Source organism: Actinomyces succiniciruminis, assembly GCF_900002405.1.
Taxonomy (GTDB): domain Bacteria; phylum Actinomycetota; class Actinomycetes; order Actinomycetales; family Actinomycetaceae; genus Actinomyces; species Actinomyces succiniciruminis.
The window spans coordinates 14,192-39,198 of sequence record NZ_LK995479.1 but is presented as its reverse complement, the minus strand read 5'-3'; the positions used below and the strand labels follow the sequence as shown (position 1 = coordinate 39,198).

29 protein-coding genes, 1 tRNA gene and 1 other RNA gene are annotated in these 25,007 nt (G+C 68.7%); 1 reads left to right on the top strand and 30 read right to left on the bottom strand.

The features are described from left to right. From BN1056_RS04065 to ffs, 3 genes are all read right to left on the bottom strand, one after another. Positions 1-1,144 (bottom strand): DNA polymerase III subunit gamma and tau (locus BN1056_RS04065; protein ID WP_210579291.1); only part of this gene is annotated, 1,144 nt, incomplete at its 3' end. A 120-nt stretch (positions 1,145-1,264) separates the two neighbouring features. After that, positions 1,265-1,918, bottom strand: a complete 654-nt coding sequence (locus BN1056_RS04060; RefSeq protein WP_210579290.1) for a hypothetical protein — start codon at positions 1,916-1,918, stop codon at positions 1,265-1,267. A gap of 168 nt (positions 1,919-2,086) precedes the next feature. Next, an RNA gene (gene ffs, locus BN1056_RS04055) (signal recognition particle sRNA small type) lies at positions 2,087-2,181 on the bottom strand. Positions 2,182-2,380: 199 nt separating this feature from the next. On the opposite strand from ffs, the gene BN1056_RS04050 reads away from it, so the two are divergent. Continuing rightward, positions 2,381-2,468: transfer RNA gene (locus BN1056_RS04050), tRNA-Ser, on the top strand. A gap of 165 nt (positions 2,469-2,633) precedes the next feature. Here BN1056_RS04050 and BN1056_RS04045 read toward each other — a convergent pair. The 27 genes from BN1056_RS04045 to BN1056_RS03915 all read right to left on the bottom strand — a co-directional run bounded on the left by BN1056_RS04045 (position 2,634) and on the right by BN1056_RS03915 (position 24,999). Beyond that, positions 2,634-3,017 (bottom strand): hypothetical protein, encoded by a 384-nt coding sequence (locus BN1056_RS04045; RefSeq protein WP_210579289.1) that lies wholly within the window; start codon positions 3,015-3,017, stop codon positions 2,634-2,636. Beyond that, on the bottom strand, positions 3,010-3,312 hold the full coding sequence (locus BN1056_RS04040) for a phage holin (RefSeq protein WP_210579288.1): 303 nt from the start codon (positions 3,310-3,312) through the stop codon (positions 3,010-3,012). The genes BN1056_RS04045 and BN1056_RS04040 overlap by 8 nt, the downstream gene beginning before the upstream one ends. A 13-nt stretch (positions 3,313-3,325) precedes the next feature. Beyond that, positions 3,326-4,279, bottom strand: a complete 954-nt coding sequence (locus tag BN1056_RS04035; protein ID WP_210579287.1) for a CHAP domain-containing protein — start codon at positions 4,277-4,279, stop codon at positions 3,326-3,328. Between the two features lie 156 nt (positions 4,280-4,435). Beyond that, on the bottom strand, positions 4,436-5,050 hold the full coding sequence (locus tag BN1056_RS04030; RefSeq protein WP_210579286.1) for a hypothetical protein: 615 nt from the start codon (positions 5,048-5,050) through the stop codon (positions 4,436-4,438). Then, the gene (locus BN1056_RS04025; protein ID WP_210579284.1) at positions 5,047-5,223 is read right to left on the bottom strand and encodes a hypothetical protein; all 177 of its coding nucleotides are present in this window, start codon (positions 5,221-5,223) and stop codon (positions 5,047-5,049) included. The genes BN1056_RS04030 and BN1056_RS04025 overlap by 4 nt, the downstream gene beginning before the upstream one ends. 15 nt (positions 5,224-5,238) lie before the next feature. Next, entirely contained in the window at positions 5,239-6,030 is a 792-nt protein-coding gene (locus BN1056_RS04020; RefSeq protein ID WP_210579282.1) for a hypothetical protein, read from the bottom strand. Between the two features lie 18 nt (positions 6,031-6,048). Then, positions 6,049-7,158, bottom strand: coding sequence for a hypothetical protein (locus BN1056_RS04015; RefSeq protein ID WP_210579281.1), 1,110 nt, complete (start codon positions 7,156-7,158; stop codon positions 6,049-6,051). Further along, positions 7,155-7,958 (bottom strand): hypothetical protein, encoded by an 804-nt coding sequence (locus BN1056_RS04010; RefSeq protein ID WP_210579280.1) that lies wholly within the window; start codon positions 7,956-7,958, stop codon positions 7,155-7,157. Before BN1056_RS04010 ends, BN1056_RS04015 begins: the two co-directional genes overlap by 4 nt. Then, the gene (locus BN1056_RS04005) at positions 7,958-12,307 is read right to left on the bottom strand and encodes a tape measure protein (protein ID WP_210579279.1); all 4,350 of its coding nucleotides are present in this window, start codon (positions 12,305-12,307) and stop codon (positions 7,958-7,960) included. Before BN1056_RS04005 ends, BN1056_RS04010 begins: the two co-directional genes overlap by 1 nt. Before the next feature lie 21 nt (positions 12,308-12,328). Next, positions 12,329-12,706, bottom strand: a complete 378-nt coding sequence (locus BN1056_RS04000; RefSeq protein ID WP_210579278.1) for a hypothetical protein — start codon at positions 12,704-12,706, stop codon at positions 12,329-12,331. Positions 12,707-12,753: 47 nt separating this feature from the next. Further along, positions 12,754-13,113, bottom strand: coding sequence for a hypothetical protein (locus BN1056_RS03995; protein WP_210579277.1), 360 nt, complete (start codon positions 13,111-13,113; stop codon positions 12,754-12,756). Then, entirely contained in the window at positions 13,113-13,313 is a 201-nt protein-coding gene (locus tag BN1056_RS03990; protein ID WP_210579275.1) for a hypothetical protein, read from the bottom strand. Before BN1056_RS03990 ends, BN1056_RS03995 begins: the two co-directional genes overlap by 1 nt. 13 nt (positions 13,314-13,326) lie before the next feature. After that, a complete protein-coding gene (locus tag BN1056_RS03985; protein ID WP_210579274.1) occupies positions 13,327-13,989 on the bottom strand; it encodes a hypothetical protein in 663 nt (220 codons plus the stop codon). 31 nt (positions 13,990-14,020) lie between these two features. Further along, positions 14,021-14,419 carry a hypothetical protein gene (locus tag BN1056_RS03980; protein ID WP_210579272.1) on the bottom strand — a complete coding sequence of 133 codons (399 nt, stop codon included), beginning with the start codon at positions 14,417-14,419 and terminating at the stop codon, positions 14,021-14,023. 4 nt (positions 14,420-14,423) lie between these two features. After that, positions 14,424-14,804, bottom strand: a complete 381-nt coding sequence (locus BN1056_RS03975; RefSeq protein ID WP_210579270.1) for an HK97 gp10 family phage protein — start codon at positions 14,802-14,804, stop codon at positions 14,424-14,426. 5 nt (positions 14,805-14,809) lie between these two features. Continuing rightward, complete coding sequence (locus BN1056_RS03970; RefSeq protein ID WP_210579268.1) at positions 14,810-15,169, bottom strand: hypothetical protein; 360 nt, start codon at positions 15,167-15,169, stop codon at positions 14,810-14,812. Beyond that, positions 15,166-15,570: a hypothetical protein gene (locus BN1056_RS03965; protein WP_210579267.1), complete on the bottom strand. Its 405-nt coding sequence runs from the start codon at positions 15,568-15,570 to the stop codon at positions 15,166-15,168. The genes BN1056_RS03970 and BN1056_RS03965 overlap by 4 nt, the downstream gene beginning before the upstream one ends. A 148-nt stretch (positions 15,571-15,718) precedes the next feature. Then, complete coding sequence (locus BN1056_RS03960; RefSeq protein ID WP_210579266.1) at positions 15,719-16,684, bottom strand: phage major capsid protein; 966 nt, start codon at positions 16,682-16,684, stop codon at positions 15,719-15,721. A 59-nt stretch (positions 16,685-16,743) separates the two neighbouring features. After that, positions 16,744-17,172: a hypothetical protein gene (locus tag BN1056_RS03955; protein WP_210579265.1), complete on the bottom strand. Its 429-nt coding sequence runs from the start codon at positions 17,170-17,172 to the stop codon at positions 16,744-16,746. Positions 17,173-17,328: 156 nt separating this feature from the next. Further along, positions 17,329-18,492 (bottom strand): VG15 protein, encoded by a 1,164-nt coding sequence (locus BN1056_RS03950; protein WP_210579263.1) that lies wholly within the window; start codon positions 18,490-18,492, stop codon positions 17,329-17,331. A 6-nt stretch (positions 18,493-18,498) separates the two neighbouring features. After that, the gene (locus tag BN1056_RS03945) at positions 18,499-19,890 is read right to left on the bottom strand and encodes a phage portal protein (protein ID WP_210579262.1); all 1,392 of its coding nucleotides are present in this window, start codon (positions 19,888-19,890) and stop codon (positions 18,499-18,501) included. A 26-nt stretch (positions 19,891-19,916) separates the two neighbouring features. Beyond that, positions 19,917-21,356: a hypothetical protein gene (locus tag BN1056_RS03940; RefSeq protein WP_210579260.1), complete on the bottom strand. Its 1,440-nt coding sequence runs from the start codon at positions 21,354-21,356 to the stop codon at positions 19,917-19,919. Between the two features lie 457 nt (positions 21,357-21,813). Continuing rightward, on the bottom strand, positions 21,814-21,990 hold the full coding sequence (locus tag BN1056_RS03935) for an HNH endonuclease (protein WP_280516431.1): 177 nt from the start codon (positions 21,988-21,990) through the stop codon (positions 21,814-21,816). 385 nt (positions 21,991-22,375) lie between these two features. Beyond that, on the bottom strand, positions 22,376-23,131 hold the full coding sequence (locus tag BN1056_RS03930; protein ID WP_210579258.1) for a hypothetical protein: 756 nt from the start codon (positions 23,129-23,131) through the stop codon (positions 22,376-22,378). A gap of 32 nt (positions 23,132-23,163) precedes the next feature. Continuing rightward, positions 23,164-24,474: a hypothetical protein gene (locus BN1056_RS03925; RefSeq protein WP_210579256.1), complete on the bottom strand. Its 1,311-nt coding sequence runs from the start codon at positions 24,472-24,474 to the stop codon at positions 23,164-23,166. Between the two features lie 85 nt (positions 24,475-24,559). After that, positions 24,560-24,850, bottom strand: a complete 291-nt coding sequence (locus BN1056_RS03920) for a hypothetical protein (protein WP_210579254.1) — start codon at positions 24,848-24,850, stop codon at positions 24,560-24,562. Next, entirely contained in the window at positions 24,847-24,999 is a 153-nt protein-coding gene (locus tag BN1056_RS03915; RefSeq protein WP_210579251.1) for a hypothetical protein, read from the bottom strand. The genes BN1056_RS03920 and BN1056_RS03915 overlap by 4 nt, the downstream gene beginning before the upstream one ends. Between the last annotated feature and the right edge of the window lie 8 nt (positions 25,000-25,007).

Genomic DNA, 25,007 nt, shown 5'->3' with positions numbered 1-25,007 from the left:
GCGCCGGCCGGCCGGTCGGCGGTGCGGGCTGCGCCGTCGTCCTCGCCTCTGGCAGCAGCAGGCGCGCCATGAGCAGCTCCAGCTGCAGCCGAGGGGAGGTGGCGCCCACCATCTGGTCCAGGGCCTTGGCGGTGGCGTCCGCGGCCCGGGACAGGCCGGCCGCGCCAATGGTGCGGGCCTGGCCCTCCATGCGGGAAAGCTCGTCGCCAGGCAGGGAGCCGAGCGCGGGGCCGGCCTCGCTGCCCGCGAGCGCTATCACCAGTAGGTCCCGCAGCCGCTGCAGCAGGTCCTCGACGAAGCGCCGCGGATCGTGCCCGGAGGTGACCACGCGGTCCACCACCCGGAACACACCGGCGCCGTCGGCCGCGGCCATGGCCTCCACGCAGGAGTCCAGCAGGGTGGTGTCCGTGTAGCCGAGCAGCGCGACGGCGCGCTGGTAGTCGACCTCGCCGCCGACGGCGCCGCCGATCAGCTGGTCCATGACCGACAGGGTGTCGCGCACACTGCCGCCGCCCGCGCGCACCACCAGCGGGAACACGCCCGGGCCGACGTCGATGCGCTCCGCCTGGCACAGGCGCCCCAGGTAGCCCTCCAGGATGTCCGGCGGGACGAGCCGGAAGGGGTAGTGGTGGGTACGGGAGCGGATGGTGCCGATGACCTTGTCCGGCTCGGTGGTGGCGAAGATGAACTTCACGTGCTCGGGCGGCTCCTCGACCAGTTTCAGCAGGGCGTTGAAGCCCTGCGGGGTGACCATGTGGGCCTCGTCGAGGATGAAGATCTTGTAGCGGTCCCGGGCAGGGGCGAAGGAGGCTCGCTCACGCAGGTCGCGGGCGTCGTCGACGCCGTTGTGGCTGGCGGCGTCGATCTCGACGACGTCGAGCGAGCCCGGCCCGCCGGTGGCCAGGTCCCGGCAGGAGGGGCACTGCCCGCAGGGGGTGTCGGTGGGGAACTGCTCGCAGTTCAGGCAGCGGGCCAGGATGCGGGCGGAGGTGGTCTTGCCGCAGCCGCGCGGGCCGGAGAATAGGTAGGCGTGGGTGACGCGGTCGGCCCGCAAGGCCGCCATGAGCGGAGCGGTCACATGCTCCTGCCCGATGACGTCCTGGAAGGTGTCGGGCCGGTAGCGGCGGTAGAGGGCGGTGGTCACAGTCCGACTCTAAACGGCATGGCCGACACGATGCGACGCCTGACGCATTGCCAATCGCATAACCGCCGGACAGGAGCGGCACCGGCTTCCCGTCCGCCGGTTACGCGCAGGCGGGAGGCGTCACTCGGTGCCTAGCTGCACGGTGAGCTCGTTGCAGAAGGCGGCGGCCTCGTCAACGGTGATGAAGGTGGAGTATGCCGTGACGACTATCGTTCCGTCGGCGGTCTGCAGGTAGCACAGCGGATGGTCGCTCCCACTGGGCGTACCGCACAGGCCGGTGCCGCCGGGCACCGTGTCGTTCAGGTTCTCAACCGCGCCCGCATAATCCATGCCCTCCCTGAACTCGACACCGATGGAGTCGAAGGTGCCGGCGTCCTCATCGAGCTTGTACTCCTCCGAGGCTCCGACGGTCCCGGTGTGGGTGAAGTCGCCCACCTCCTCGGGCAGGTCCCGGCCGGACATGGCGGAGATCATCACGCCCTCGGGCGCCGGGGTCGCCGCGGTTGCGGAGTCGGCATTGGAGTCGTTCGCGGCATCGGTTTCGGTGTCCTCGGCGCCGGCTTCATCGGCGTCCTCGGTCTCGGTTGCCGTCGTATCCGCATTCTCGGTGGCCGCGACGGTCTCGACGGCAACAGCCTCACTCGCTGCCGTCGACGCGTCAGCACCGGCGTCATCGGAGGAGCCGCAGGCGGTCAGCGTCAGCGCGAGGCTTCCGGCGAGCAGCAAAGAGGCGATAGCAGGGACATTGCGGTCGGAGTTCTTTCTCGTAGCCATACCGTTACCGTATCGCTGCCGCCCGCCCTCGGTCGATGGGTAGCGCGCCCCGAGGCATACCGTCCATGCGCATGGGCTGGCAAGTGCGTGCCGCCTCCGGCCGACACAGGCACACGTCCGCGAGCCACGGCCTCGACGACAGCGCGGCGGCAACTCGACGTCCGCAAAATTCAGGACCCCTCGTGCACCCGCCAGAGCCCGCTTACCCTTGCTACCTTCCGGTCCTGGGGGATTCACTGGATGACGCCGCACGAGGGGCCGGGTGCGAGCGTACCCGATGGGGGCCGGAGGCGGTCAAGTCCGCCGACCAGCAAGCCATACGGGCAGGACCGCGCCCACGCCTGCCACGTCTGCTCGTGACCGATGCCACCGAATCCAGGCCGCTGCGGGTTGGCGCTGAGGGCGCCGGGTCCGATATATTCGCGTTTCGCTACGCGTGGTGAGCAGCCGCGTGCGGCACCTGGAGGATTCGCCTAGCGGCCTATGGCGCACGCTTGGAAAGCGTGTTGGGTGCAAGCCCTCGGGGGTTCGAATCCCCCATCCTCCGCCACCACTTTTCCCCGGAATTACAACGATTCCGGGGATTCTCTTTTTCCTCCTGTCAACACTCCTGTCAACATCTGCCCACCACCTACGTGACGAGCACCACCGCCACGGGCACACGAAAAGCCCGCCCCGCCCACGGGACAGAACCGTGGACGGGGCGGGATACCAACTACAGGTCGTCCGCGAGCGCGGGCGGGATCTCGGGCGGGGGCGGCGGGTCAACGTCGTCAGGGATGAGGGACGCGCACTCATGCCCCCAGGTGAGGAGCTGGCGGGCGTAGTCGATGGCGTGCCAGCGGTCGCGCTTGGCGTCGTCGCGTGCGTCTACCAGGGCGTCCACGCGCGCCTCGGAGGCTGCTAGTGCCCGCTCCAGGGAGGAGACTCGCTCGGTGAGGGACTCGACGACGGCGCGCAGTGTGGTCACCTCCGCGCCCTGGCGGGCGAGCTGGTAGTCCTCCCTGTGCATGCGCCGACTGGTGGACTGGCCGGCCAGGACGCCGGCGAGGCCGACGACGGCGACCAGGATCGGGGTGATGATGGCCGGGTCAGTCATTGCTGCCACCGCCCGCGTCTGCTACCGGCGTGCCGTCATCATCATCCACAGGAGTACCGATGACGGGCGCCTCGTAGATCCCACCCGTGTGCAGGGCGGCGACCACGAGCGCGGCGGCGGCGAGCAGCTGCTCTGCAACCTGCCCCCACGCGGTCGCCTGCTCGCCCGTGATGACGCCGAGGGCCGCGAGCGCCGCCAGGATCGCGGCGGCGGCGGAGTAGATGGCTCGGCGCCGCTCGGGCGTCAGCCAATCGATGATGGTGCGGTCGGTGGTGAGTGCTACATGCTTCCCCATGTTGGTGTCCTCCTCACTTGGCGAGCAGCTTGCCGCTGCCCTTGTAGCTGGAGTTGAGGCAGTGCTGGAGCATGCGGACGGTGTTTGGTCCGGCGATGCCGTCTACCCACTTGCCCCAGTTCTCGCCGTTCAGGTCGGCCGGGCCGCCGGACTGCCTCATCCAAGCGGGGCGGGCGTGGGCGGACCAGTACTGGAAGGCTTTCCAGGTCTTGGAGCCGAGCACGCCGTCGACGTCGAACTGGGAGGCGCCAGTAAGGGTGCGTAGCGCGCCAGCGGATACCGCGGTGTTGAGGAAGGTCTGGAAGTGGCGGATGCACGGGGACGGGGTATCTATACGGCCGTCGATGGTGGTCCCCATGACCTGCTGTAGGCGGCGGATCGTGGAGGTTCCCATGATGCCATCGACTACGAGCATGAGCTGGTTGTCGGTGCCGGTGCGCTGTCGGGTGACGCCCGAGCTGGTCGCCGCGGCGGGCGTCTTGCTCGTTGTGCTGCTGTAGTCGGGGCGAATCACCGCGATCACCGCGGACAGGGCACGGGTACGGCGCTGCACGCTGCCACCGTTGGACTGGTTAGACGCGGAGGTATTGCCCTCTATCGTCTGGTAGTAGGTGCCGTAGTTGCGCTCGACAAAGCCGATGTGGTCGGCGATGCCGTCGTTGTTCCAATCGAAGCACGCCAAGTCTCCGGGCTTCGCGGCGGTTTTGGAGACGAGCCGGCCCTCCTTGCGTGCGGCCGCGATGCCGGACGGGACATAAGCGAAGTACCCGCCCGGCGGAGTCACACCGCATTGGGCCTGTACCCAGGAAACGAACATGGCGCAGTAGGGAACGCCGGACTGGCCGAAGTAGGGGCCGAACAGGGTCGCGTACCAGCGGCCGTATCGCGTGCCGGTCTCCGGGTCGGAGTAGCGGCTGTAGCCGATCTGGGAGGCCGCCTTAGCGAGGATCTGCGAGACAGTAGCCATCACTCGGTCGCCTCCCCGGCGTTGTCGTAGGTGATTTCCTCGGGCTCGGCGACATCGGCCGGCGTCTCCAGGCCGGTATCAACCATCGCCAGCTCCTCGGGCGTCGGGTCAGGCATGCGCGTCTCCTTCTCTGTTGAGTTATTGGGGGCTCGGGGTTTAGGCGATGAGATAGTGGCCGGTGACCTTGACGACGGTGGCGCGCTGGGACGCGGTGACATGGATATTGCCGTTGGAGGTCTGTATCTCGACCACGCTGCCGCCTGCGACCGGGGTAGTGGCCCCGGCGATGTAGGCAGTCGCAGACAGCTGGCAGTTTCCGGTCTCGCCGTAGATGCTCGCTGAGGGGCGCCATCCGGCCGGAACAATTGCAATGTTCGTGGTGCGGCCAGCGGGGACCGCACCGCCACTGTTCTTGATCTCTCCGGAGAACAGCACGATGTCACCGATCTTGCGCATCCAGTACTTGGAGGAGCCGTAGGTGCTGATACCGGTGAACGTGATCGCCTGATACGCGCCAGGCGTGACATTCGTCCAGGACGAGCCATCCCAGGAGACCATCTGCTGCAGGTCAGTGCGCCACACGAGCACCGGGCTAGCGGCGCTGATCGTCACGCCGGCGTCCGCGAGCGCGGTGACGTGCTGTGTGGCGGCGGTGGCGGATGATGCGGCGGGGATGGAGGGGATGGATAGGGACAGGTCGAGGAGTGATTGGCGGGAGGCCTGGTCGGTGCCGGCGGGAACGGTGTGCCCGCGTGCGTCCTTATAGCTCATTCGGTGTCCTCCTGGTCCTCCGCCGGCGCGGCGGTAGTGGCTTCGATGATGTCGGCGATGACGTCGGCGAGAGTGGTTTCGTGCCAGTTGGCGTGTGCCCAGGTGTCGGCGACGATGGCGCCGCAAATGGGGCATACGGTCCACCCGCCGGCGGCGGGGGCCGTGTTCAGCATTGGGGTTCCTCCCTGCTACTGGGTGGTCTGGTAGGTGATGGTGATGGACATTGACTGGCCGCGGCCGCCGACGGCGCCGTAGGCGGAGCCGACCAGGGCGAGTCCCTTGCCTGCCAGGAGCCCCGCGGCCAGGGCGGTGATGTCCACGCGTGTGGTGCCTGTGCCTGTGATGTTTGCGGTAGCGGTCGCACCGGACGGGGAGGGGCCGGCGCTGGTGCGGTCGGCGGCCTGCACGACGGCTGCCCATGTGCCCTGCCAGGAGCCGGTGCCGGTCATGGTCAGGATCGCGGAGGCGATGCGGTCGGCATGCAGGGATGTGATCGCTGTTCCGTAGGTGGCCATGCCGCGCAGCGCGCCAGAGGAGCCGATGGCGCCCTGGTAGATGTCTGTGCGGCCCCCGTACCGGTTTGTGTTCCAGCGGTCCCAGCCCTGGCCAGCGCGGTAGGTGCCGGACCAGTCCGGGGTGACAGTGGCGGTGCGGGTCACGGTGGCCGGCTGGGACGCTTCCTCCAGGGACTCCGACGAGGGCACCGTGACCTCGGTGGATGGGGCGGTGGCCGGGCCGAGGACGTGCACTGGGCGGCCGGTCTCGGTGTCCATCAGCACGTGAGCGGTGGTGACGTCGGTCCACACCGACGCGGTGGCTGGCAGGGGGATCGCGTCGGAGCCCAGCAGGGACACGGTCACGGTGCGACCGTCCTCGGCGACGTCGAGGACGGTAGCGACCATCACCTGGGACCTGTCGGCCCCGCTCCTGGGGGCCTGATCGATGGGGGCGGCGTCGAGCACGTCCAGCAGCTGCACCACAGCGAGCCTCCTCGGGCGTCAGGTGTCGATCTCGATATCTGCGCGGGCCACGCCCTCGAAGAGCAGCGGCAGCTCCAGCGCGGAGACACGGCCCCACATTTCTGCCGGGGTCGTGCCGTCAACGTCGTGGGTGCGCAGCCTGACCGGCTCGTCCAGCTGCAGGGACGGGTCCGGCGCCAGCTCAACCGGCACCGTCATGGACCGCCGGATAGAGGAGGTGAGCATCGTCTGCGCGCTCTTCGCGGCGATCGCCTGCGACGTCACCAGTGGGCTGGACCAGAACTTGACTACTATCCCGTACGGGCCGGCCACAGACAATGGGCCGGTGACCTGGGACGCGACCGCCTGGAAGGTGGGCTGGCCGGCGTCGTCGGTGTCCTGCCCGCGGGCCACAACCCGGTTGTAGACCTGCTCCCTGGTCCACGACCGCTTTACCCCGACCACGGTGCCGCCGACGCCGTCCGTGAGCACCCGCGCCGGCGGCACGGTGATCTCCTCCGTAGGCGGCAGCAGGTACAGGGCGCCGTCGCGCCCCTCACGCAGCCGGGCAGGCCAGGCGTCCGCGATCTCATAGACCGCGTCGATCCGCGACTCGCCCCACGACATCGACGACGGACACGCCCGATCCGCCAGGCCCTCGTCAACGACCACGCCCATCTGCCCACCGACTAGGCGCCGCATCTCCGAGGCCAGGGTGCCGCCCTTCCGGGGCGTCGTCACCGTCGCCAGACGGTTCTCCTCCAGCCGGTGGGCCAAGCTCTTAGCGGACACAGTCACCGTATGGGCGTCAGTCTCCGAGGACGTGATCAGGAAATGTCCTCCGGGCTCGGTGTACTCGGTGCCGTCAACCAGCGAGGTGACGGCGAAGGACACGCGCAGAACCTGCCCGAAGCACGCCAACGGCGCGGCAGGATGATCGGGGGTGAAATCCCTCGCGTCCTCAGCCTCGCTGGCGGCCCCATACCGGGGTATGGTCAGCGACAGCGTGCCCTGCACCTGCTGCCCGGATGTCCAGGACACCGACCCGCCGGCCACAGGTACCTGCCCGAGCCACTGCGACCCCAGCCATGAGTCCACGCGCGCCTCATATGTGTAGGCGTCCGTCAGCAGCCCCTCCGGCAGGCTCATGCCCCAGCCTCCTGCCACAGCACCCGGTCAAAACCGTTCCACGTGCCCGCCACGCCCGGGATCTGCGCCCACGCCAAGCCTGCAGCATCCAGGTCATCCCACGTCGAGGTGGGTACCGCCACGCCCGGCTCCGGCACCGAGATGACCGCGCCCTTGAGCGTCCAGATCCGCTCAGCCACATCCAGCCGAGGAGAACGGGCGTGAGACACGCTCGTGAGAGCCATGATCGTCACCAGGGGCACGTCGCACGTCCCCCACCGGCACTGCCAGCAGCGTGCGGGGTTGTGGAACAAAGCCGCCGCCGCCGGCCTGGCCGCGAGCGCGAGCATCGCCGCAGTGTCTGATGGGGTGGTGCGTGCGGTCAGGGAGACGGTGCCGGCGCCCATGGCGGGGGCGAACACGGCCACCGGGGTGGGGCGTCCTGGTACTTCGTGCAGGGTGACGCGGGGGTCGGTCTCGCGGGCGTCGTCTCCCTGCCACAGCAGGTCCACGGCGCCGTTCCCGGTGATGTTGGTCAGCAGCGAGTACCCCGACCAGGGACGGCGCACAGCGGCGGATACTGCCTGGCCGCCGTCCCAGGTGGCCCGGTAGGTGACCGGGGTGTTGATCGGGCAGATTGGGTCGCCTAGGACCGCCTGGGTGCCGTCGGAGGTGCGGGCTCCGGCCCGCACCGGCCACTCGTAGCCGCCGGAGGCGTGTCCGGTGACCGTGTACGGGGTACCGGCTGGCACCGTGCCGGCCTCCACCACGACCTGGACAGTGGGGGCCTGCCCGGCGGGAACAGAGGCGATGACGCCCATCAGCGGCTCCTCCCGGTCAGGGCTGCCCGGCGGCGAGCAGCAGAGGTGGCGACGGTCTCGATGTGAGAGTCGAGGGCGGTACGGTCGTTGATGACCAGGCGAACGTCGGTGCCGTCCAGGGCACCGGCTAGATCGGTGCCGCGGTCGGCGAGCGCGGTCAGCGTGTCCCACTGGTGGCGGGTCAGGATCGCCTCTGGGCCGCCGGTGGCGTTGATCGCGGCGGTCAGGCCGGGCGGGAGCACGCCGCCGTTGTCGAATGTCTTGCCGATCCGGCCGACGGTCGGGGAGCCCCAGATCGCGATCTCGCGGGCCGACCCGCCCGGGTGCGGTTCCTCAAGCATTTTCCCGCCGCCGGCGTAGATCGCCACGTGGTATGCAGGGCTGCCCCAGAACAGCAGGTCGCCGGCGGTCTTCTTGTCCCATGCGACCGACTTGGCGTGGGACTGGTAGCCGGCGGCGGTCAGGCGCGGCCAGTTCCAGCCGAGGGTTTTCGCCGAGTAGTAGACCAGGCCGGAGCAGTCCAGGCCCGGCGGGATGCTGCTGCCGCCCCACACGTATGGGGTGCCCAGGTACTTGCGGGCCTGGCCGGGCAGGCCGCCCGTGGAGGTCACGCCGTCAGATCCGCGCTTGAACCATTGCGCGATCGAGTCGAACCATTTGCCCGGCATTGCCTTGATGATCTGGGCCCACATGTTGGACTCCATAGTGTTCAGCAGGGCCTGGGCGGGTTTGGTGACCAGGTTGGCGATTGCGCCGAGCGGGTCGGCGAGGATGTCGGAGACGGCGGACGCAGTGTCCTTCAGCCAGTTCTTGGTGCTGTCGAAGCCGGACTTGATGGAGCCCCAGATGCCTCCCTCGGCGAAGGCGACCTGGCCGCGCCGGCTGCCCGTGTCGCCGACAGTAGCGAGGCCGGCGCCGCGGGAGGCGTTGACCGCGTCCAGCCACCGCTTGCCGCCCAGGGCGCGCAGAGCGTCCGGGCGAATGATCCCCTCACCACCAGACAGGCGGATCGCGCCTCCGCCGTCCGGAGAATAGAACGTATACACGTCCTTCCCCGGCGTGTAGCCAGGAGTCATCGTCTGGAACACTCCGCCGGTCGCATAGCCCGGGATCGCGGTCACCGTGGGCATGCGCAGCGACAGGCCCACCTTGGAAGCGATGGAGTCGAATGCCTTTTTGATGCCGTTGGTGTAGACCGTCTTGATCACGAAGTTCACCGGTTTGGCGGCGTACTCCTTGATCTTGTTCATCGCGGTCTTGACCGCGTCCCGCAGCGTGGTGAACGCCGTCTTCACGCTCGTGGCGAAGAACTTAATCTTCGGCAGGATCGTGTTCGTCAGCACGTTCGCGACCGAAGAGATGACGGTCTTGATGGTGTTCCACACCGGCTTGACGACAGTGTCGCGCAGCCATGTGAAGATCGGTCCCAGCGTGCCGCTAATGAAGTTGCGCAGCGCCATCAGCACCGTCTTGATGGAGTTCCACGCGCCAGTGATGGCGGTCTTGATGCCGTCCCACACCGGCTTGACCACATTGTTGTACAGCCAAGTGAAGATCTTGCCGAGCTGGTCACGGACCACGACCACGACCGCGGCGACGACAATAGCGATAGCCGTACTGACGATCTGAATGATCGTCCTGATCGCAGTCCACACCGGCTTAACAATGGTGTTGTATAGCCAGGAGAAAATGTTACCGATCGTATCGATCGCGGTCTGAATCGCCGGTGCCACCGTGCCACTAATGAACTCGGCTACCGTGGAGATCGCGCTCTTGACCTTCTCAATGACGGGCTTGACCGTGTTCTCCCAGAACCCCTGCACCGCCGGCACCACGGTGCCGGTAACCCAGTCCACCACCGTGGAGATCGCGCCCTTGACGGCCTCGAACGCGGTCGTGACCACGGTCCGGAAGGTCTCGGACTTCTGCCACGCCACCGCGATACCGGCCGCTAGTGCCGTGAGCGCAATGATGACCAGACCGATCGGGTTCGCGTTCAGGGCAACGTTCAGTAGTCCCTGGGCGATGGACCAGGCGGTGGTGGCGATCTTGATCGCTGTGATGGTGGTCTTCCAGGTCACCAGGGCGCCGACGATGATGCCGACAGCGGCCTCGTTGTCCAGGATCGCCGATGCGAGGCCCACCACCCACTCCAGCAGAGGCAGCCCCACCGACAGCAGCCCGTCCAGCAGGCCCGGCAGGACCGGGAGCACCACCTGGGCGACGTCGGCGAGCAAATCCGCCAGCGTCGGCAGCGCGGCCACCAGTGCATCCCCGAGCGTGGCCGCCACATCCACCAGCGCCGGACCGAGGATCGCCAGGACGTCGGAGATGACCGGCAGCACCGTCTGCGCGAGAGAGGTCAGAGACGGGGTGATCGCGGTGATCGCCTGAGCCAGGGAGTCCCCCAGGACAGCGGTCAGGTCACCGATCGTGGACAGGACCGTCTTCGCAGGCTCGGCCAGGTCCCCCAGTACCGAGCCGATCGCTTCGAAGGCGCCGCCCAGGGCATCCCGCAGCTCCGGGGAGGTGGCGACCATGGAGGCGATCAGGCCCGCGACCACGCCCACGGGACCGGACATGGAGGGGATCAGCTTGTTGATGACGGGGATGCCGGACGCCCACTGGGACAGCAGGCCCGCGCCGGCGCCGAGGGCCGGGAGCAGCGTGGAGACCAGGGAGCCGGAGCCGATGCCGTCCAGGGCCTCCTTCGCCCCAGACAGCTTCTCTCCCAGGGACTCCACGAAGGGGCCGGCCGTCTCCTTGATGCGCTCGACCACGCCGGCCACCTTCTCAGACAGGGTCGCACCGATGCTCTCCAGGACGGGCTTGACCAGGGTGGTGACCTGGTCGGCCACCTCGATCACCCCGCCCAGAGAGGAGCGGATGGCAGGCATGATCGGCTCGAACGCGGCGGCGCCGAGCCTCCCGAGGGCGGCATAGGTGTTGGAGACGGCGCCGCGCACCGTGTCTGCGGACGCCAGGGCGGCGCCAGCAGAGTTCTTCTGCACCGCCTTCAAAAAGTCGTCGGAGGAGACCAGGCCGGCGGAGATATCCGACTGGATCTGCTCCAGGGTGACGCCGGACTCCTCGGCCAACCACTGGAAGATCGGGATACCCCGGTTCGCCAGCTGGTACATGTCCTGCGTCTGGACCTTGCCCTTGCTGACCACCTGGTTGAACACCAGACCCACGTTCTCCAAGGAGTCGCCGCTGATGGTGGCGATGTCCGCTATGGAGGACAGGTAGGAGGTCAGCTGCTCGCCCTGCTTGACGCCGGAGGCGACCGCCGACGCCGCGACCGTGGCGGCATCCCCCAGGCCATAGGCGGTGCCCTGCACGCTCGCCAGGGCGGAGTCCATGATGGAGGACACCGAGTCGGCGTCATGGCCGAGAGCCTTGAGCTTGGCCTGCGCGTCCTCAATGCTCAGGGCCCGGCTGATGCCGCCCTTGATGGCGATGCCACCCACGAGGGTGGCTACCGCGCCGGCAGCAGACGCCGCCGTCTGAGCTAGCGCCTTGACGGCCTGCCCAGCTATGGAGGACACCTGCTTAAGTCCGGAGATCCCAGCCGATGCCATCTGACCCAGGGCGGCCTTGACCGTTGCCGCGCTCTGGGACAGCCTGCCGAGGGCAGTGTCACCAGAGGCGGCCTGAGTGCGCAGCTCGCCCAGGCCCGTACGCACCCCCGCGAGCGCGGAGCGCACGCCGTCCAGGTCGCGGGCAGCGCCGGCCTTGACCAGTTCCACCCCGGACGCCGCAGTCCGCCGCAGAGACTCCACCGAGCTGGTGGTCTCCGCCGTCCGCTTGCTCAGCGCCTCCTGGGCCGTGGCGGCCTTCGCGGTCGCCTCCTCCAGGGTGGACCGTGCCCGGGTCAGCTCGGCGGCAGCCTTGTCCGCCTTCTGGTCGGCGGCAGCCGCTCCCTCACGGGCTTTCGTCAGGTTCTGCTCGGCCTTCGCGATCGCCGCCTCATCACCCGACGCCCGGGCCTCCGCCAGTGCCTCCTCGGCCTTGGTGACCTTCTCGGAGGCGGTGACCTCGCCTGCGCGGGCCTCCTCGACCTTCTTGGACGCCTTGGTGACCGCCTCCTGGGCGGAGGTGACCGCGGCGGCTGCGGCCTCGGCCTCGCGGCGCAACCTCGGGGTGGACTTGCCCAGGGAGTCGGACAGGTCGTTGGACACGTCCGTCCCCAGGGAGGACGCCGTCTTGCGGAAGTCGGAGCTGAAGGTGGTGGCGGCCTTGTTGGCCGCCCCACCCATGGAGGAAGTCACCTCAGCGGTGACCCGCTTCCCGAAGCCCTTAAGCGACGGGACCACGTCAACGAAAACGCTGCCGGCCTGATACGCCACCGCGAGTCACCTCACCTTCCGCTAGTCGAGTGCGTGTGGTGTCATCTGCGCGATCAGGTCGTGCAGGCTGTCCGCCTCCAGGCGAGCGATCGCCCGAGCCACCGCCGAAGGGCCCGGACGCGGATACCTGGGAGGCTTCCGCTTCCGCTCCGTCAACCCCGCCGCGATCAGGTCATAGATGTCCGCGAGCGCGGCCAGGACGGCGGTGTAGTCGCGTGGGGAGATGTCCTTGCGGGGGTCGCCGGTGTCGGGGGCGTTGGCGATGGCCTGGGCCAGTTCCTCCGCTGTCTGCTCGTCCTCGGTCATGGCGACCCAGGTGCGTGATGTGGCCGGCAGCTGGCCTATTAGGTCGATCAGCTGCCGCCACCTATGGCCTGCTGCCGCGGCTCCCAGGTCCACGCCGTAATACTCGTGGAGGTCGGCGCGGACCTGGGGGCGGAAGCGGGTCAGGCAGAGGCGGAGGAGTCGTCTTCCCCCTCGGTGCCGGCGGTCTCCTCGTAGTAGGAGTTGACCTCCCGGATGAGGGCGACGATGGTGCGCATGGACGGGTTGGCGGCCTGCAGGGCTTTGTAGTCCTCCTCGGAGAGCCAGGCGGACAGGAGCTCAGAGGTGAGCAGGCCGTCCTCTTCGGCGTGGGAGAGGCGGGACAGTACGAGGTCCGCCTGCTCGAACGGGAGGTCCTGGATCGCCGGGAAGGTGATGAACTTGGAGTTGCCGATTCCGACGCGGAAGGGCTCGTGTTCGGTCTCCGCTTCGAGGGTGGAGATCTTGGACAGGTTCGTGGTGATCGTGATCCGGTCAGACATCACTTACCGCCCTCAACGGCCTTGACTTCGGTCTTGGGCTTCGCCTTGGTAGTGGGCTTGGGGTCCTTTGCCTTGGTGTCGGCAGGCTCGGGGTCAGGCTCGCGCTTCCAGCCCTGGGCGGTCAAGGTAACTATCTCGGTGGGGTTGTTCGTGGTGATCTCGACGGTCTTGTCGTCGATCTCAGTAGTGAAGGTAGCCATTGCTTTTCTCCTGTCACTCGCCGGCGGTGAAGCCGAGGGCGTCCTTGTGCTTGAGCGGGCCGGTGCCGCCGAAGTAGTGGCGGCAGGGTGTGCCCAGGGTGGTGTCGGTGAAGACGTTCAGGGTCAGCTGCAGCTGGACGGCGTCGGAGGAGTTCCACGTCTCCTCGGGCACCTCGGCGAGCTTCACCAGCGGGTAGCCCTTGCCGACCAGCCAGTTGTCGGAGGCGGGGCCGTCCTGGGAGACGATGAGCGCCCGGAACTCCTCCTGGGCGGGCACGGGAGCCTCATCCCAGTGGACCTCGCCGGTGGTGGGGTCCTGGGTAGCGGAGGACAGGTCCACGCCGTAGATGAGCTGCTGCAGGTTCTTCTTGAGCGTCTCGTAGACGGTGACCTGAATGGACTTGGCGACCTGGGTGATGTCGGAGCGGACCGGCTCGATATAGCCCAGGGCCTCGACGTCCTCGGTGGAGGTGTCGGCGGCGAAGGTGTAGCCGTCGGGGGTGACCAGGCCTACCGGCCACCACTCGGTGGGCAGTTGCACCAGGCTGGTGGGGGTCTCCATCAGCTTCTCAGGCAGGGCCGCAGACGTGGGCGCCAAGAACATGAGCGCCCCTTTGGTCTTGCGCACCAGGTTGCGGTTGTCAGAGGAGGACTTGAGAGTGTCGAACGTAGGCACGACGTTTCCTTCCAGTTATGCGGATGATCGGTTAGAGGATTCGGTGGACGACGCCGTAGACCGCCGCAGCGGTATCCACGGTGTCGGTGTAGGGCTGGCCGGTCGGCAGCGACTCGGCACGCACCTCGTCGATGTAGCCAGCCGGCGTGTCATGCGGGCCGCCCACGAGCGCGGCGTGCACCAGCTCGGCGATAGACACGGCGGTCGGGGCGCCGTCCTCGGTGGGGGCCTGGGCGTAGACGACGGTGCTGATGCGGTCCAGCCGGTCAATGTCGGTCTGGGAGCCGCCGCCGGCCGCAGCCACATGCACCACAGGCAGCCGGTCCAGGGCCTGGACGGTCAGCACCCGGCAGGTCGCCAGTACGGTGCCGGCGTCGTCGATGGACAGGCCCTCCAGGACGGAGCGCACCATCTCCACAGGATCAGACATGGGGCTACTTCTTTCCGGCGGCGCGGGCCGCCTTCGTGCCGGCCAGGGCGCCGAGCATGTGTTGCCCTGGCACGACGAACCTGTATCCCTCCGCGCCAGGCACGGCGGTACCGAGGTGGCCGAACTCGACGGCGGCCGCGTGCTCGGCGTCGGAGATGATGCGGGCGCCGGCACGCACCGACGTGCCGCCCTTGCGGGTGCGCACCACGGTCTGGGCGGACTCAACCCGCCACGACGCCGCAAGCGCGCCCGAGCGGCGCGGAGTGGCCGCGCGCACCACCGGCAGCATGTCCTGCGCCTGGGCGAAGATCGCCGTCCCCATCTGGGAGGAGGCCAGCAGCCGGTCCAGGCCCGCATGGTCGAGCACCATCCGTGGAGAGGGCACGGTGATCACACCTCCTGATGCCGACGGGTCATAGTGATGGCGACGCCGAGCGGCCAGTGGGACGGGGACCTGTCCACGAGCCACGAGCCGGCCAGCGGGTGCGGGGCGGGCACAGTGACCACGTCACGGTGGCGGATCTGCGCCCCGGGGGCCGCGTACAGCATGGCCGTGTCCTCGGAGCCCTCGGGCGGGGCCAGGCTCCCGTCAGCGGGCGGAGCCGCCGACGACGGGACCACCACCACGCCGGCCACAGCCACGGGCGGGTCGGCTGGGGCGCGCATCCCGTCGGCAGTGCGCTGGGACGGGCCAGTAACCGTGACATCGGTGCGCCACGAGTCCGGCAGCAGGTCAAGGATGCTGCTCACGGCGTGCGCTCCGAGACCAGTGGGGCGGAGACCATGTGCCGCCGCCACGGGCGGAGCATGATCTGATCCTGCCGAGTCAGCCACACGCCCCCGCCCTGCGAGTCCGTGGAGAATCCCTGCGAGGTGGCCAGCGGCCCCGTGGTCACAGACATGGTCGCCAGCCCCACAGGCACGTCACCAGGCCGCGACAACGCCCTGGAGATCATCTGCGCAGTCACATACCGGACCACGCCCGCGGCGTCCTCCGGAGGCTCCTGCCCCAGGAACCCGCGAATCAGAGCAGCAGCGCCTACAGCCAGGTGGGGCACGGCCGTGGCCTCGCTGTCAGTCAGCGCCCGCCTTAGAGCGGCCGCGACGTCGGCCAGCAGATCCGCGTCCGCCGGCTCGGTCTCCTGCGCCATCGTCCCCCACCTCCTCAACGTCGCGCTCCTCGGCCTCCTGCCAATCCGCGAGCGCGGACAGGATGGTGTGGAGCCGGTGGCCGGGAGGGTAGGAGAGCTGGGCTCCGGTGTGCCGGTGAACGAATCGGGTCATGGTGTCTCCCTGCGGTCAGGCGGCCGGGGTGACGGCGCCGACGGGGTTGCGGGTGACGGCCTCGGTGTTGTTCTGGGCGACGATGTTGCGCAGGCAGTAGGCGTAGCGGGCCTTGAAGCGGAGGGCGACCATGTCCTTCTCGGCCAGGTTGATGCCGTTGACGGTGGCCTGGTCCAGGAACTTGACGGTGATGTCCTGGCGGACGCCGATGCGGACGGCGGTGGAGTCCACGATCAGGGCGGTGGCCTTGGAGGCGTCGAAGACGGGCTGGTCTCCGGCGACGGTGCCGCGCGCCCACAGGGTGGTCATGCCGGCCACCTGGTCGGTGGCGCCAGGGGTGGCGGACAGGGACGGCAGGTAGATGGGGGTGCCGTCAGTGTTGCGCAGGTTTGCCAGCTGCATGCGCAGGGAGCGGCGGGCGATGAGCTTGTCCGGCTCGAACTCGCCGTCGCCGATGACCAGGCCGGCGTTCTGCAGGATCGCTCCGACCAGGTCGGAGGCCGGGTCGGTGGCGGAGATCTGGGTGAGGTTGCCGGAGGCGGTGGCGGCGGCGAACAGGTCGGGGTCGGTCCAGGTGGCGGGCTTGTTCACGCCGAACAGGACCGCGGCGTCCAGGGCGTAGCCCATGGCCTGGCCGCCCAGGCGGGTGATCTCGCCCAGGATGTCCTCGGTGGCGTCGTCCACGACGTTCTCGTGCACGGGGATGATGACCGCGACTTCCTCGGCGACGAGGGTCTTGTTCGCCCAGGAGAACTTGGAGGTGGGCTTGGTGCCCTCGTCTGCGGTGGAGTCCTCGGTGACCCAGTTGGCGTGCGGGATGGTAGCCAGGACCGGCAGCCGCTCGGTCTTGGTGCCCATGGATACGGTCGGGAAGGCCTGCAGCACGATGGAGGAGTCCACGGCGGCGTTCAGGAAGTCGGTGGAGTACGCGTCCTGGATGAGGCCGGCGACCTCGGCGCGCGTGATGTCAGCGGTGGGCATGATCAGTTTGTCCTCTCAGACGGTGAATAGTTGGATCGGATCGGTCGGTGTTGGTGGGGTCATTCAGCGCCGCGCATGCGACGCAGAGCGGCCGCGGCGGCGGCCTTCGGGGACGGAGGGTCCTGCTGTGGGGACGACCCCGACCGCAGGCCCGGCTGACGCAGCTTCGGCGCGGGCTTCTTCGGCGTGGTGGCGTCACGCCAGGCGAGCAGAGCCTGGGCGGACGCCTCCAGCTCCTCACGAGTCGAGCCAGTAAGGGACTCCGCCGGCACACCAGTGGAGGCGGACACCTGCAAGGCCAGGCGGGCACGCTCAGAGTCCGCCAGCTTGGACTCCAGCTCCGCCGCCCGCGACAGCGCCTGCTCATAGTCGGCCGGCAAGTGCGCGGCCACGTAGGCGTCCGCCGCCTCCTTCGAAGTGATCGGCTCAAACCCGCCAGCAGCAGGCGCTGTCGCGTCAGCAGAGGCGGTGGGGTTGTCATCTGCCATGGTGGCGTTCTCCAATCTTGGGCATGAGAAAACCCCCGGCCGTTTTCGGACGAGGGTTGAGCAGATATGGGCAACGTTTGCGAGGGTATGACGAAGGCGGCTGGGCTACCCGCAGCACGGGAAATCGTGCCATGGTGGGACGCCTGCCGCCTTCACCTACAGGATAGCTGACTTCGCGTGACGAGTCACTACGCTGTCGTGATCGATTACCAGAACCTCTACTAGTCGCGACTGTCCCTTGAAACGTCTCGCGATCTGTGATTTCGCGACCGAGTCATTGAGTCCACAGCGTCGCAGGTCGATTGCCATTCTGTCGGCTTGTCTCCGCGCCTTCTTGAACTGGTCTGCAATCGTGCTCTTCTCAGAGCTTCCCTCAGGGCTCTTGAACTCCCAGACAACTCCGTCGATCTCAACATCAGGGTTCTTCACCCCTGGGGTGTTGTCAATCATGCGGAACACTATGTTGTAACCGTGCTCGGCAAGGGTGTCCGCGGTGCGTAGCTCGTGTGCTGCGACGTCGAGCCCATCAGGGACGGTCACAACCCCAGGGGCGGTAACCCGCGGGACCACCGCTGCCTTCGGTGTGAGTCCGTCGTCTTCCAGACCGTCCAGGTACGCCTTGAGTTGGCGCCGCTGGGCCTCGGAGATCTTCCGCTTGGAGGCCGTGTACTGGTGGACGTTAACCTGCTGGCCTCCGTAGGCGGGGGCGGCGGTGCACTTGCAGTGGTCGTGGGAGGCGAAGCGGACCGAGTCTGCGCCGTAGACCTCGCCTCGGCCGGCCAGCATGTTGCAGAACTTGCAGCCGCCATGGCTGATGCGCCGCCACCCCGTAGCCCGCGGGTCCGCCGCGGCGGACTGCATGACCGTTTGCCGGTCCGCGTCCCGCACCCGCAGACTGCCGGCGGCCTTGACCGCATCGGCCGCGTCCCGCATCGCGGCCTCCGGGGAGATCCCTTCGCGGATGCGCTTCTTGACGCCAGCGGGGCCGAGCGCGTCCAGGGCGGTCTCGATCTCCCGGATGACCACGTCCGCCTGCAAACCGGGCCGGAGAATAGTCATGCCCTGGCCGGTGAACAGCTGGGACCAGTCCTGGCAGAACTCCGCCGCGATATCGGCGGCCTGCTCCTGGTGAGAGGAGACCACCTCCACTGCATGCCGCAGCCAATCAGCCCGCGTCTGGTCCAGGCGGTCGAGGTCCAGCAGCTTCCAGGTGACGTCCATCTGCCGGTTGAACTCCGCCAACAGCTCAGTAAGAGCCTGCTCGTGGCCTGCCTGCACGAGCTCGGCCGTCAACCTCGCCGGACGACGATAGAGCGTCACGGCCCGCTACTCCTGACCGGAGCCCGCGAGTAGCGGCGTGGCCGCGAGCGCGGCGATGGCGTCGGGGGTGTAGTCAACGTCGAGGCGGTCGCGGATGGCCTTGACCTGCTGCTGGGTCATACCGGGTACGAGCGGCATCAGGAGGTCGATCGGGACACCCTGGGAGGAGAGCTTGGTGATGCCGTCGATGATCGCGCCGAAGGAGCGTGCCTCGGTGCTGCGCCAGATGACCTCGGCGCCGTGCGGGACGGTGTCCTGACCGGAGGTGGTCTCGACGGCGAGGTGCAGGGCCAGTTCCCAGGACTCGCCGAAGGCACGGCGTTTGGCGTCGAGCTTGCGCTGCTGGGCGGTCTCGGCCGCCCACAGGGCCTCGGCAGACAGGTTCGCCATCTGGCCGGTGATCTGTGCGGGCGAGATCTGGGCGACCTGGGCGATGTGCTCGACAATCTCCCGGAGTACCGCGTTGTAGGGCTCGACGCTGGCAGCCGGCAAGGCAGTTGCCTTCACGTCCGCCTGCTCGAAGGTCCACACGCGGCGGGCTGAGGCTTTGAGGACTTCACTCTCGCCGGCAGCCCAACCGGAGATGACTTTCTGTGGGAATGCTCCGAAGCGGGAGACGATGTGCCGGTCGAAGTTGACCTCGTTCAGGGCGCGCTGGGAGGCGATCAGCGGGGCTACCTCACCGATCGGGCCGGAGTCGGCGTCCCCGCCGTTGACGAACCGCACCACAGGGCACACCGGGGTGCCGTCGTAGGTGGCGCGGTGCGGGAAGGCGGCCTCGTCGTCGATGACGGCGGCTGTCGCCACGTGAGACAGAGACGCGGTCTTCGTGCGGGCCAGGTCCGCGACGGTGCCGAGGTCGAGCGGGTAGACCCACTCGTCGTCCATCAGGGCGCCGCGCAGGCGCTTCACGCCGCCGACGGTCTGGACCCACACCTCCATGGCGCACACAGGGAACGGGGACACGTCGTCGTGCTCGTAGAGGGCCACGAGCTGGCGAGGCGAGCGGGGCAGCCACTCGACCGGGCCGTCGGCCACGAGCGGGCGCAGCACCAGGTAGGACAGGCCGTAGACCAGGGCGGGGCGGTGGACCTCGTCCTGGCGGGCGTCCATGCGGGCGCGCTGCCAGAGGTCCCAGCCGGTCGCGTCTGCAGCCTCGTCCGCCGCCCGGTAGCCCACCACTCCTAGGTTCTGGGCGAAGGTGTCCACAACCATGCCGATCACGTTGCGCTTAGCGACCACCGCCAAGTGCTTGATCTCCGACTCGGAGCCCTTGGGCACCTCGGGGGTGCCCGCCTGCCCGGTCAGCCATCGGCGCAGTGTCTCGCACTCGGCCAGGTCCCGGCGGCGGACCGTGAGCATCTGGGTGATGCTCTCGCGGATCTGGGCCTCATCCATCACAAGACACCACCAGCCCCTCAGACTCAAACGAATGTTGCGCGGTTCGATCGGCGCTGGGAGATCCGGTCAGACATGGCCCCGTGCAGGGCCAGGGTGCAGGCCACCAGTGGCGTGATATCCGCTGCCGCGTTCTTCCGATGCCACGCCCACGCATCACCGAGCGACCGCTTCCGGGCCACCGCGAGCGCCGAGTTGAGCACGGGGGTGTCCAGGTGGCGGAGGGTGTCCTCCATGACGGCGTCGTAGAAGGAGCCGCAGGCGGCGGCCATTTCGGAGGCGTCCGTGGTAGTGACTTTCAGCCCCTTCTTCTGCAGGGGCTCGACCAGCGAGGCGGCAGGGCCGCGCTTGTCGATCACGACCGTGCGGATGCGCTGGCGGGCGTAGATGCCGGCTACCCGGTCCACGATCCAGCCGACGTTGTTGCGGTTGTCGATCACCTCGACGTGCCAGCGGCCGTCCGAGCGCTGGCCGGCGACGGCTACCGACCCGGATTCGCGGCCAGGCTGCACATCGACGGCGAGGGCGAGCCGGTCCACGGGGTTGGAGGCCATGTCCGCGCAGCGGAGCCAGGTAGCGGCGTCGATGACGGCGTTGGTGGAGACCTCGTCCCACATGCCCAGGCGCTCTCGGGCGAAGCCCTCCTCGGACAGGTCCCCGCGCTCGTCCATGATGGTGTCGCGACTGATGCGGATGCCGTAGCCGGGGTTGGCAGTCGCCCACGTCTCCTCGTCGTCGTAGTCGGCGTCGTTGGGGGCGGACCACTCGGCCCAACAGGTCGTGTCGGAGGAGCCGGACAGGGCGCCCGTGCGGAAGCGGCGGAAGATCTCGCCATCGGCTTTCGGGCCGGGCGGCGTGCCGGTGAGGATCAGCTGTGGGTTCTGCTGGGGGCCGGCCGCGTTCGTGGACCGCAGGGCCTCCATAGCGTCCTCGCTGAAGTCCTGTGCCTCGTCCGCCACGATCGTGTCCACCGTGAACCCGCGGGCGGAGCCCTTCGAGCGGGCCACGAACTCCACGCTGCCGCCGTTGTCAAGCACGATGGCCTCCTGGCCGTTCGTGCGGCGGATCTCCACAACCTTGGCAGCCAGGTCCGGGTACTTGCGGGGGTTGTCGAAGAAGGTCAGCAGGCGGCGGAACGCCTTGCGGGCGGTCTTGACCTCGTGAGCCGTGTGCAGGAGTGCTTCCCCAATCACGGCCATGCCGTAGAGCTCCCGCGCCTCGATCACGGCGTTCTTGCCGTTCTGGCGAGGCACTGACAAGCCGCAGCGGGAGTGAGCCCACAGGCCGTCTGCATCGGTAGCGAGCCAGTCGGACAGGACCATCGCCTGCCAGTCGTCCAGCTCCAGCCCGTAGGCGGCGGCAATGTCGGCGGCGTCAGCCCCGTCCAGGCGGGACGCCCCGTCGGCGGCGACCCTCAGACGGGGACTCTGGGCGCCGATCACGGCGTCGGGCAGCGAGTTCGTCAATGGGACTGCTCACCGCCTTCTGGCCGGCGCCCTCCGACGCCTCGAGGACTGCGATCTTGTCCATCACCGCGGACAGCTGACGGCTGATCGTCGCCACGCCCGCCGGGTTCGTGCCCGGCTTGATCAGGTCCAGCTCCTCAGCCAAACGACGACGCTGAGCCCGCAGCACACGCAGCCGATTCCCCGACCGCACCGCCGACTCAAACGACCGAGACACCGCCCATCACCACCCAGATTCCGCCAGCCCGACGCCAAGAGCACCCGAGAACGGCCACCACGGCCACATGCGCCGGGAAAACGGCGGAATACCAACAAAAACGCCGAAACCCGGGAAAACGCTCGGGGGGATGGAAACCAGGGGTCGGGGGGAGATGGGTAGCATTGCCGGGCCTGCTACCGGCCGGGCCGAGGGGGTCATCCCCCACCCGGCGGACCGCCCGGCCGCCGTAGGGTAGCCTTACCAGGCCCGGGAGGTTCGGAACGGGCGCCGAAGATCCCGCTTCCCGATCCCACGGGAAGCATTGCACGAGCGATGCGCCGGGCGAAGATTCTCCAGCTCGTCGCCACCACCAAGCGCTGCCGGCACGACATGATCCGCCGTGTCCGCGCCAGGTCGCCCGCAGATCCAGCACACATCCGAGATCGCGAGCAGCTTCGCGCGGTTCACGCGATAGCGGCGACTGCCAGTCCGGGACACTCGCACCACCAGACCTCTCAACACCGATCGGCTGGTGGGCGCACTGGTCCCGCTGCACCCAATTGTGCAATCCGAGCGGCCGCCTGTCCAGCACCACCAGCAGGCCGGGCGCGCCGACCACGCCGCCACCCCACCAGGTGCGCCGCAGCCTCCACCTCCAGCACATCCCCCCAGGCCACCCACACCTGGCGCCCCACCCGCCGGGACCGCACCTGCTCCCGCCTGATCCACGACCGCAGCGTCCACCCGGACAACCCCGGCACCCGGTCCAATGCCGTGACGGCGGGGACCCACTCGGTGCCGTCCGGGCCGACCACGCCGGTCACGACGCCGCCCCCACGGCTTGGGCTCGGGCCAGGGCAAGGGCTCTCGTGTGCTGCCAGTCCTCCTCACCCAACGTGCGCCCGCAGGCCGGCAGGCTGCACCGGACCGTGGCCGACGCGCCGACCGTCACGGGCGGGGACACCACCAGCGACAGACACCCACAGGACGGGCAGCGCACGTCGGTCACCCGCCGGTCCGGCTCCACCATCGGCCACCGAGCCAGCGCCCGAGCAGACGCCGACGCGAGGTCGGCCAACATGTCGCCCGCCCAGGACTGAACGGTGACCCACTCCAGGTGCGGGGCCAGCCACTCCACCAGGCAGGCCGTGGCACCGGGCGAGGCAGGGCCGATGGGCTCCACGTCGCCGTCGCCGTCGGGCGCCGTCCACCGCGTCAGACCAGCCGGAGGCGAGGGCACGCCGCGCTCGGCGGCAACCTCGGCACACCAGGTGGCGACCATGGCGTGCAGGTCATCCAGGGCCACGAGCGACGCCGGGTAGAGCATCCCCTCACCCGGACGAGCCCCCGAGCTGCCGGCGTCGGTGTGGCCCGACGGCGAAGACACCGACGGCTCAGCCATCTCGTGCAGGTGATCGGCCAGGGCCGGCAGGCCCGCGACCGTCGAGGTCAGCCGGCCGATGCACCACGAGCACAGGCAGGCGCCGTCCTCCGCAGGCCTGGGCAGGCATCCCCTGCACTCCACCAGCTGGCCCGCACGGTCCACAGCGGTGCCGTCACAGTCCGGAGCGTGCATGCCACGGATCGTGCAACCCGAGACGCAGGCAGTCATGAGGGTTCTCCTTCCTGGCAGAGGCGGCAGGGCATCCGGTCACCATGGGCCGGGCAGGTGGGCTGAGGCTTGCGCTTTCGTCTTCCTCGCCGTCGGCGGCCAGGCCGGGCCGTGCCCTGCCCTGATCTGCCCTGCCCTGGCTTGCCGTGCCCTTCCTCTCCTGGCCCTGCCTTGCCCTGCCCTGCCCTGCCGGGCGGGAGAGCGTCGGGCGCGCGAACGTCGGCCGCACGCGCGGCCGCACGCGCGTCTGCGCGCGGGCCCGTACGCGTACGCGCGCGCGAGGAGCCCCCAGGATCCCCGGCGTCGTCGGGCACGCAGGCCCCGGCCGCATCGGCCACAGGAGCGTCCTCCTGGGCGTCCTGGGCGGCGTCAGCAGGCGCACTGGTACCGGCGTGCACTCCGGCACCAGCAGCCCGCCCACGCGGCTCCTGCGCGGCCTCCTGCCCGGAATTGGGCACACTGCACCCGTCATCCTCCGGCTGGGATGGCTCCCACCACCCGGCATCGACCGGCTCTTCTAACGCTTCCGCGTGAGAGTTCCGGACGCCGACGTCGGGGACAGTCTCGCCGGGCGCCGGCGGCGTTGCCCACGCCTGCTCCAGGAGATCCGCGAACCCCTCACCGGGGTGCGATCGATCCTTGGCACGGCGGGCCAACGCAGCAGCGTGCGGCGGCGTCGGGTGGAAGTTCATCCCCGCCTTCGAGGCGGAGCGGTTGCCCTTGGAGCGGTTGCACTCCTGGCAGGCGATAGCCACGCCGTCAAGACCAAAGGGCCTGGCGAACACGTGGTCCATCTCCGGGCGCAGCGGGCCCTTACGGGTATCCCTGCGCAGCAAGCGACGACAGTAGACACACAAGGCGGTCTCAACGTCCCCAGCACGGGCCCGTGGAAGCCGATCACGCTCCCACATGGCATCGTGCAGGTCGGAGTCCTTCCTCTCGGTCTGCAAGGCCCGCCGCAGGCGGTCCTGGTCGCCAGTACGCTGGGACCACTGCGCCCAGTCGTGGTACACCCACTCCCCCGGTTTGGGGCGCTTGCATTTCTCGCAGCAGGTGTCGTGGTCATGCCACAACCCCACCTCCACAAGATAAGCAGGCAACTCCTCGACCAGTGGGCCGGGCATCACGCGGTACAAGTCCCGCTTGGTGACCACACCATCGGTAAACGCGCTACGAAGGTGCGCGCCCATCAGCGTCCACAGGTAGCCCGCCGCAAGCGCCTTCAAATCGCCGTCGAGGCCTCGATCTATCAACGCCCTATGCTTTGGGTGATTGGGCGCGTCATCGTCGATATTGAAGAAGCTCATGGCACCTCCTGCAGGCAGATTCGGGGACAGCAACTAACGCGCGGGGAGGACTGCGCGCGAGCGAAGACAACAAGCCAGGCATCAGCTACGCCTCCTGCGCGGGATCAGGCGCGGGCTCGTAGGTGGCCTCGAAGACGGACGGCTTGCAGGGATAGAACTCGCCCTGGACGCCGCGGATCACGTAGTCGCCCCAGTCGGCGGTCATATCGCCCTCCAAGGTGTGGATGACGAGGTCGCCGTCACGAGAACGCTCGGCGCTAGTCGCGTCGCCTATCCAGTCGAGGATGTCGAGCGCATTGGTGAGGCTGCCGTCGTATTGGATGGCCTCCACGACAACGGGGCGTTTGACGTAGCGGCCCGGCTTGGCGCTGGTCATAGGACGGCCCTCCAGATGACGATGGTCAGGGCCGCGAGCGCGGACAGGAGGAGTGCGCCGAGGCCGGTGAGGATGAGGTAGCCGATGATCCGGCCGACGACGTAGGCGGGGCCTTGGCTGGTGGGCTCGGGCGGTTGTAGGTCTGTCATTGTCGTGT

Excerpts from the sequence above, each read along its gene's own strand:
- BN1056_RS03960 (WP_210579266.1), bottom strand. The coding sequence starts at position 16,684 with ATGCCCACCGCTGACATCACGCGCGCCGAGGTCGCCGGCCTCATCCAG.
- BN1056_RS04015 (WP_210579281.1), bottom strand. The coding sequence starts at position 7,158 with ATGAGCCTGCCGGAGGGGCTGCTGACGGACGCCTACACATATGAGGCG.
- BN1056_RS03990 (WP_210579275.1), bottom strand. The coding sequence starts at position 13,313 with ATGGCTACCTTCACTACTGAGATCGACGACAAGACCGTCGAGATCACC.
- BN1056_RS03925 (WP_210579256.1), bottom strand. The coding sequence starts at position 24,474 with ATGAGCTTCTTCAATATCGACGATGACGCGCCCAATCACCCAAAGCAT.
- BN1056_RS03995 (WP_210579277.1), bottom strand. The coding sequence starts at position 13,113 with ATGTCTGACCGGATCACGATCACCACGAACCTGTCCAAGATCTCCACC.
- BN1056_RS04010 (WP_210579280.1), bottom strand. The coding sequence starts at position 7,958 with ATGGGCGTCATCGCCTCTGTTCCCGCCGGGCAGGCCCCCACTGTCCAG.
- BN1056_RS03930 (WP_210579258.1), bottom strand. The coding sequence starts at position 23,131 with ATGCACGCTCCGGACTGTGACGGCACCGCTGTGGACCGTGCGGGCCAG.
- BN1056_RS03945 (WP_210579262.1), bottom strand. The coding sequence starts at position 19,890 with ATGGATGAGGCCCAGATCCGCGAGAGCATCACCCAGATGCTCACGGTC.
- BN1056_RS03915 (WP_210579251.1), bottom strand. The coding sequence starts at position 24,999 with ATGACAGACCTACAACCGCCCGAGCCCACCAGCCAAGGCCCCGCCTAC.
- BN1056_RS03965 (WP_210579267.1), bottom strand. The coding sequence starts at position 15,570 with ATGGCGCAGGAGACCGAGCCGGCGGACGCGGATCTGCTGGCCGACGTC.
- BN1056_RS04030 (WP_210579286.1), bottom strand. The coding sequence starts at position 5,050 with ATGAGCTATAAGGACGCACGCGGGCACACCGTTCCCGCCGGCACCGAC.
- BN1056_RS04045 (WP_210579289.1), bottom strand. The coding sequence starts at position 3,017 with ATGACTGACCCGGCCATCATCACCCCGATCCTGGTCGCCGTCGTCGGC.
- BN1056_RS03980 (WP_210579272.1), bottom strand. The coding sequence starts at position 14,419 with ATGTCTGATCCTGTGGAGATGGTGCGCTCCGTCCTGGAGGGCCTGTCC.
- BN1056_RS04040 (WP_210579288.1), bottom strand. The coding sequence starts at position 3,312 with ATGGGGAAGCATGTAGCACTCACCACCGACCGCACCATCATCGATTGG.
- BN1056_RS04035 (WP_210579287.1), bottom strand. The coding sequence starts at position 4,279 with ATGGCTACTGTCTCGCAGATCCTCGCTAAGGCGGCCTCCCAGATCGGC.
- BN1056_RS03920 (WP_210579254.1), bottom strand. The coding sequence starts at position 24,850 with ATGACCAGCGCCAAGCCGGGCCGCTACGTCAAACGCCCCGTTGTCGTG.
- BN1056_RS04060 (WP_210579290.1), bottom strand. The coding sequence starts at position 1,918 with ATGGCTACGAGAAAGAACTCCGACCGCAATGTCCCTGCTATCGCCTCT.
- BN1056_RS04025 (WP_210579284.1), bottom strand. The coding sequence starts at position 5,223 with ATGCTGAACACGGCCCCCGCCGCCGGCGGGTGGACCGTATGCCCCATT.
- BN1056_RS03955 (WP_210579265.1), bottom strand. The coding sequence starts at position 17,172 with ATGGCAGATGACAACCCCACCGCCTCTGCTGACGCGACAGCGCCTGCT.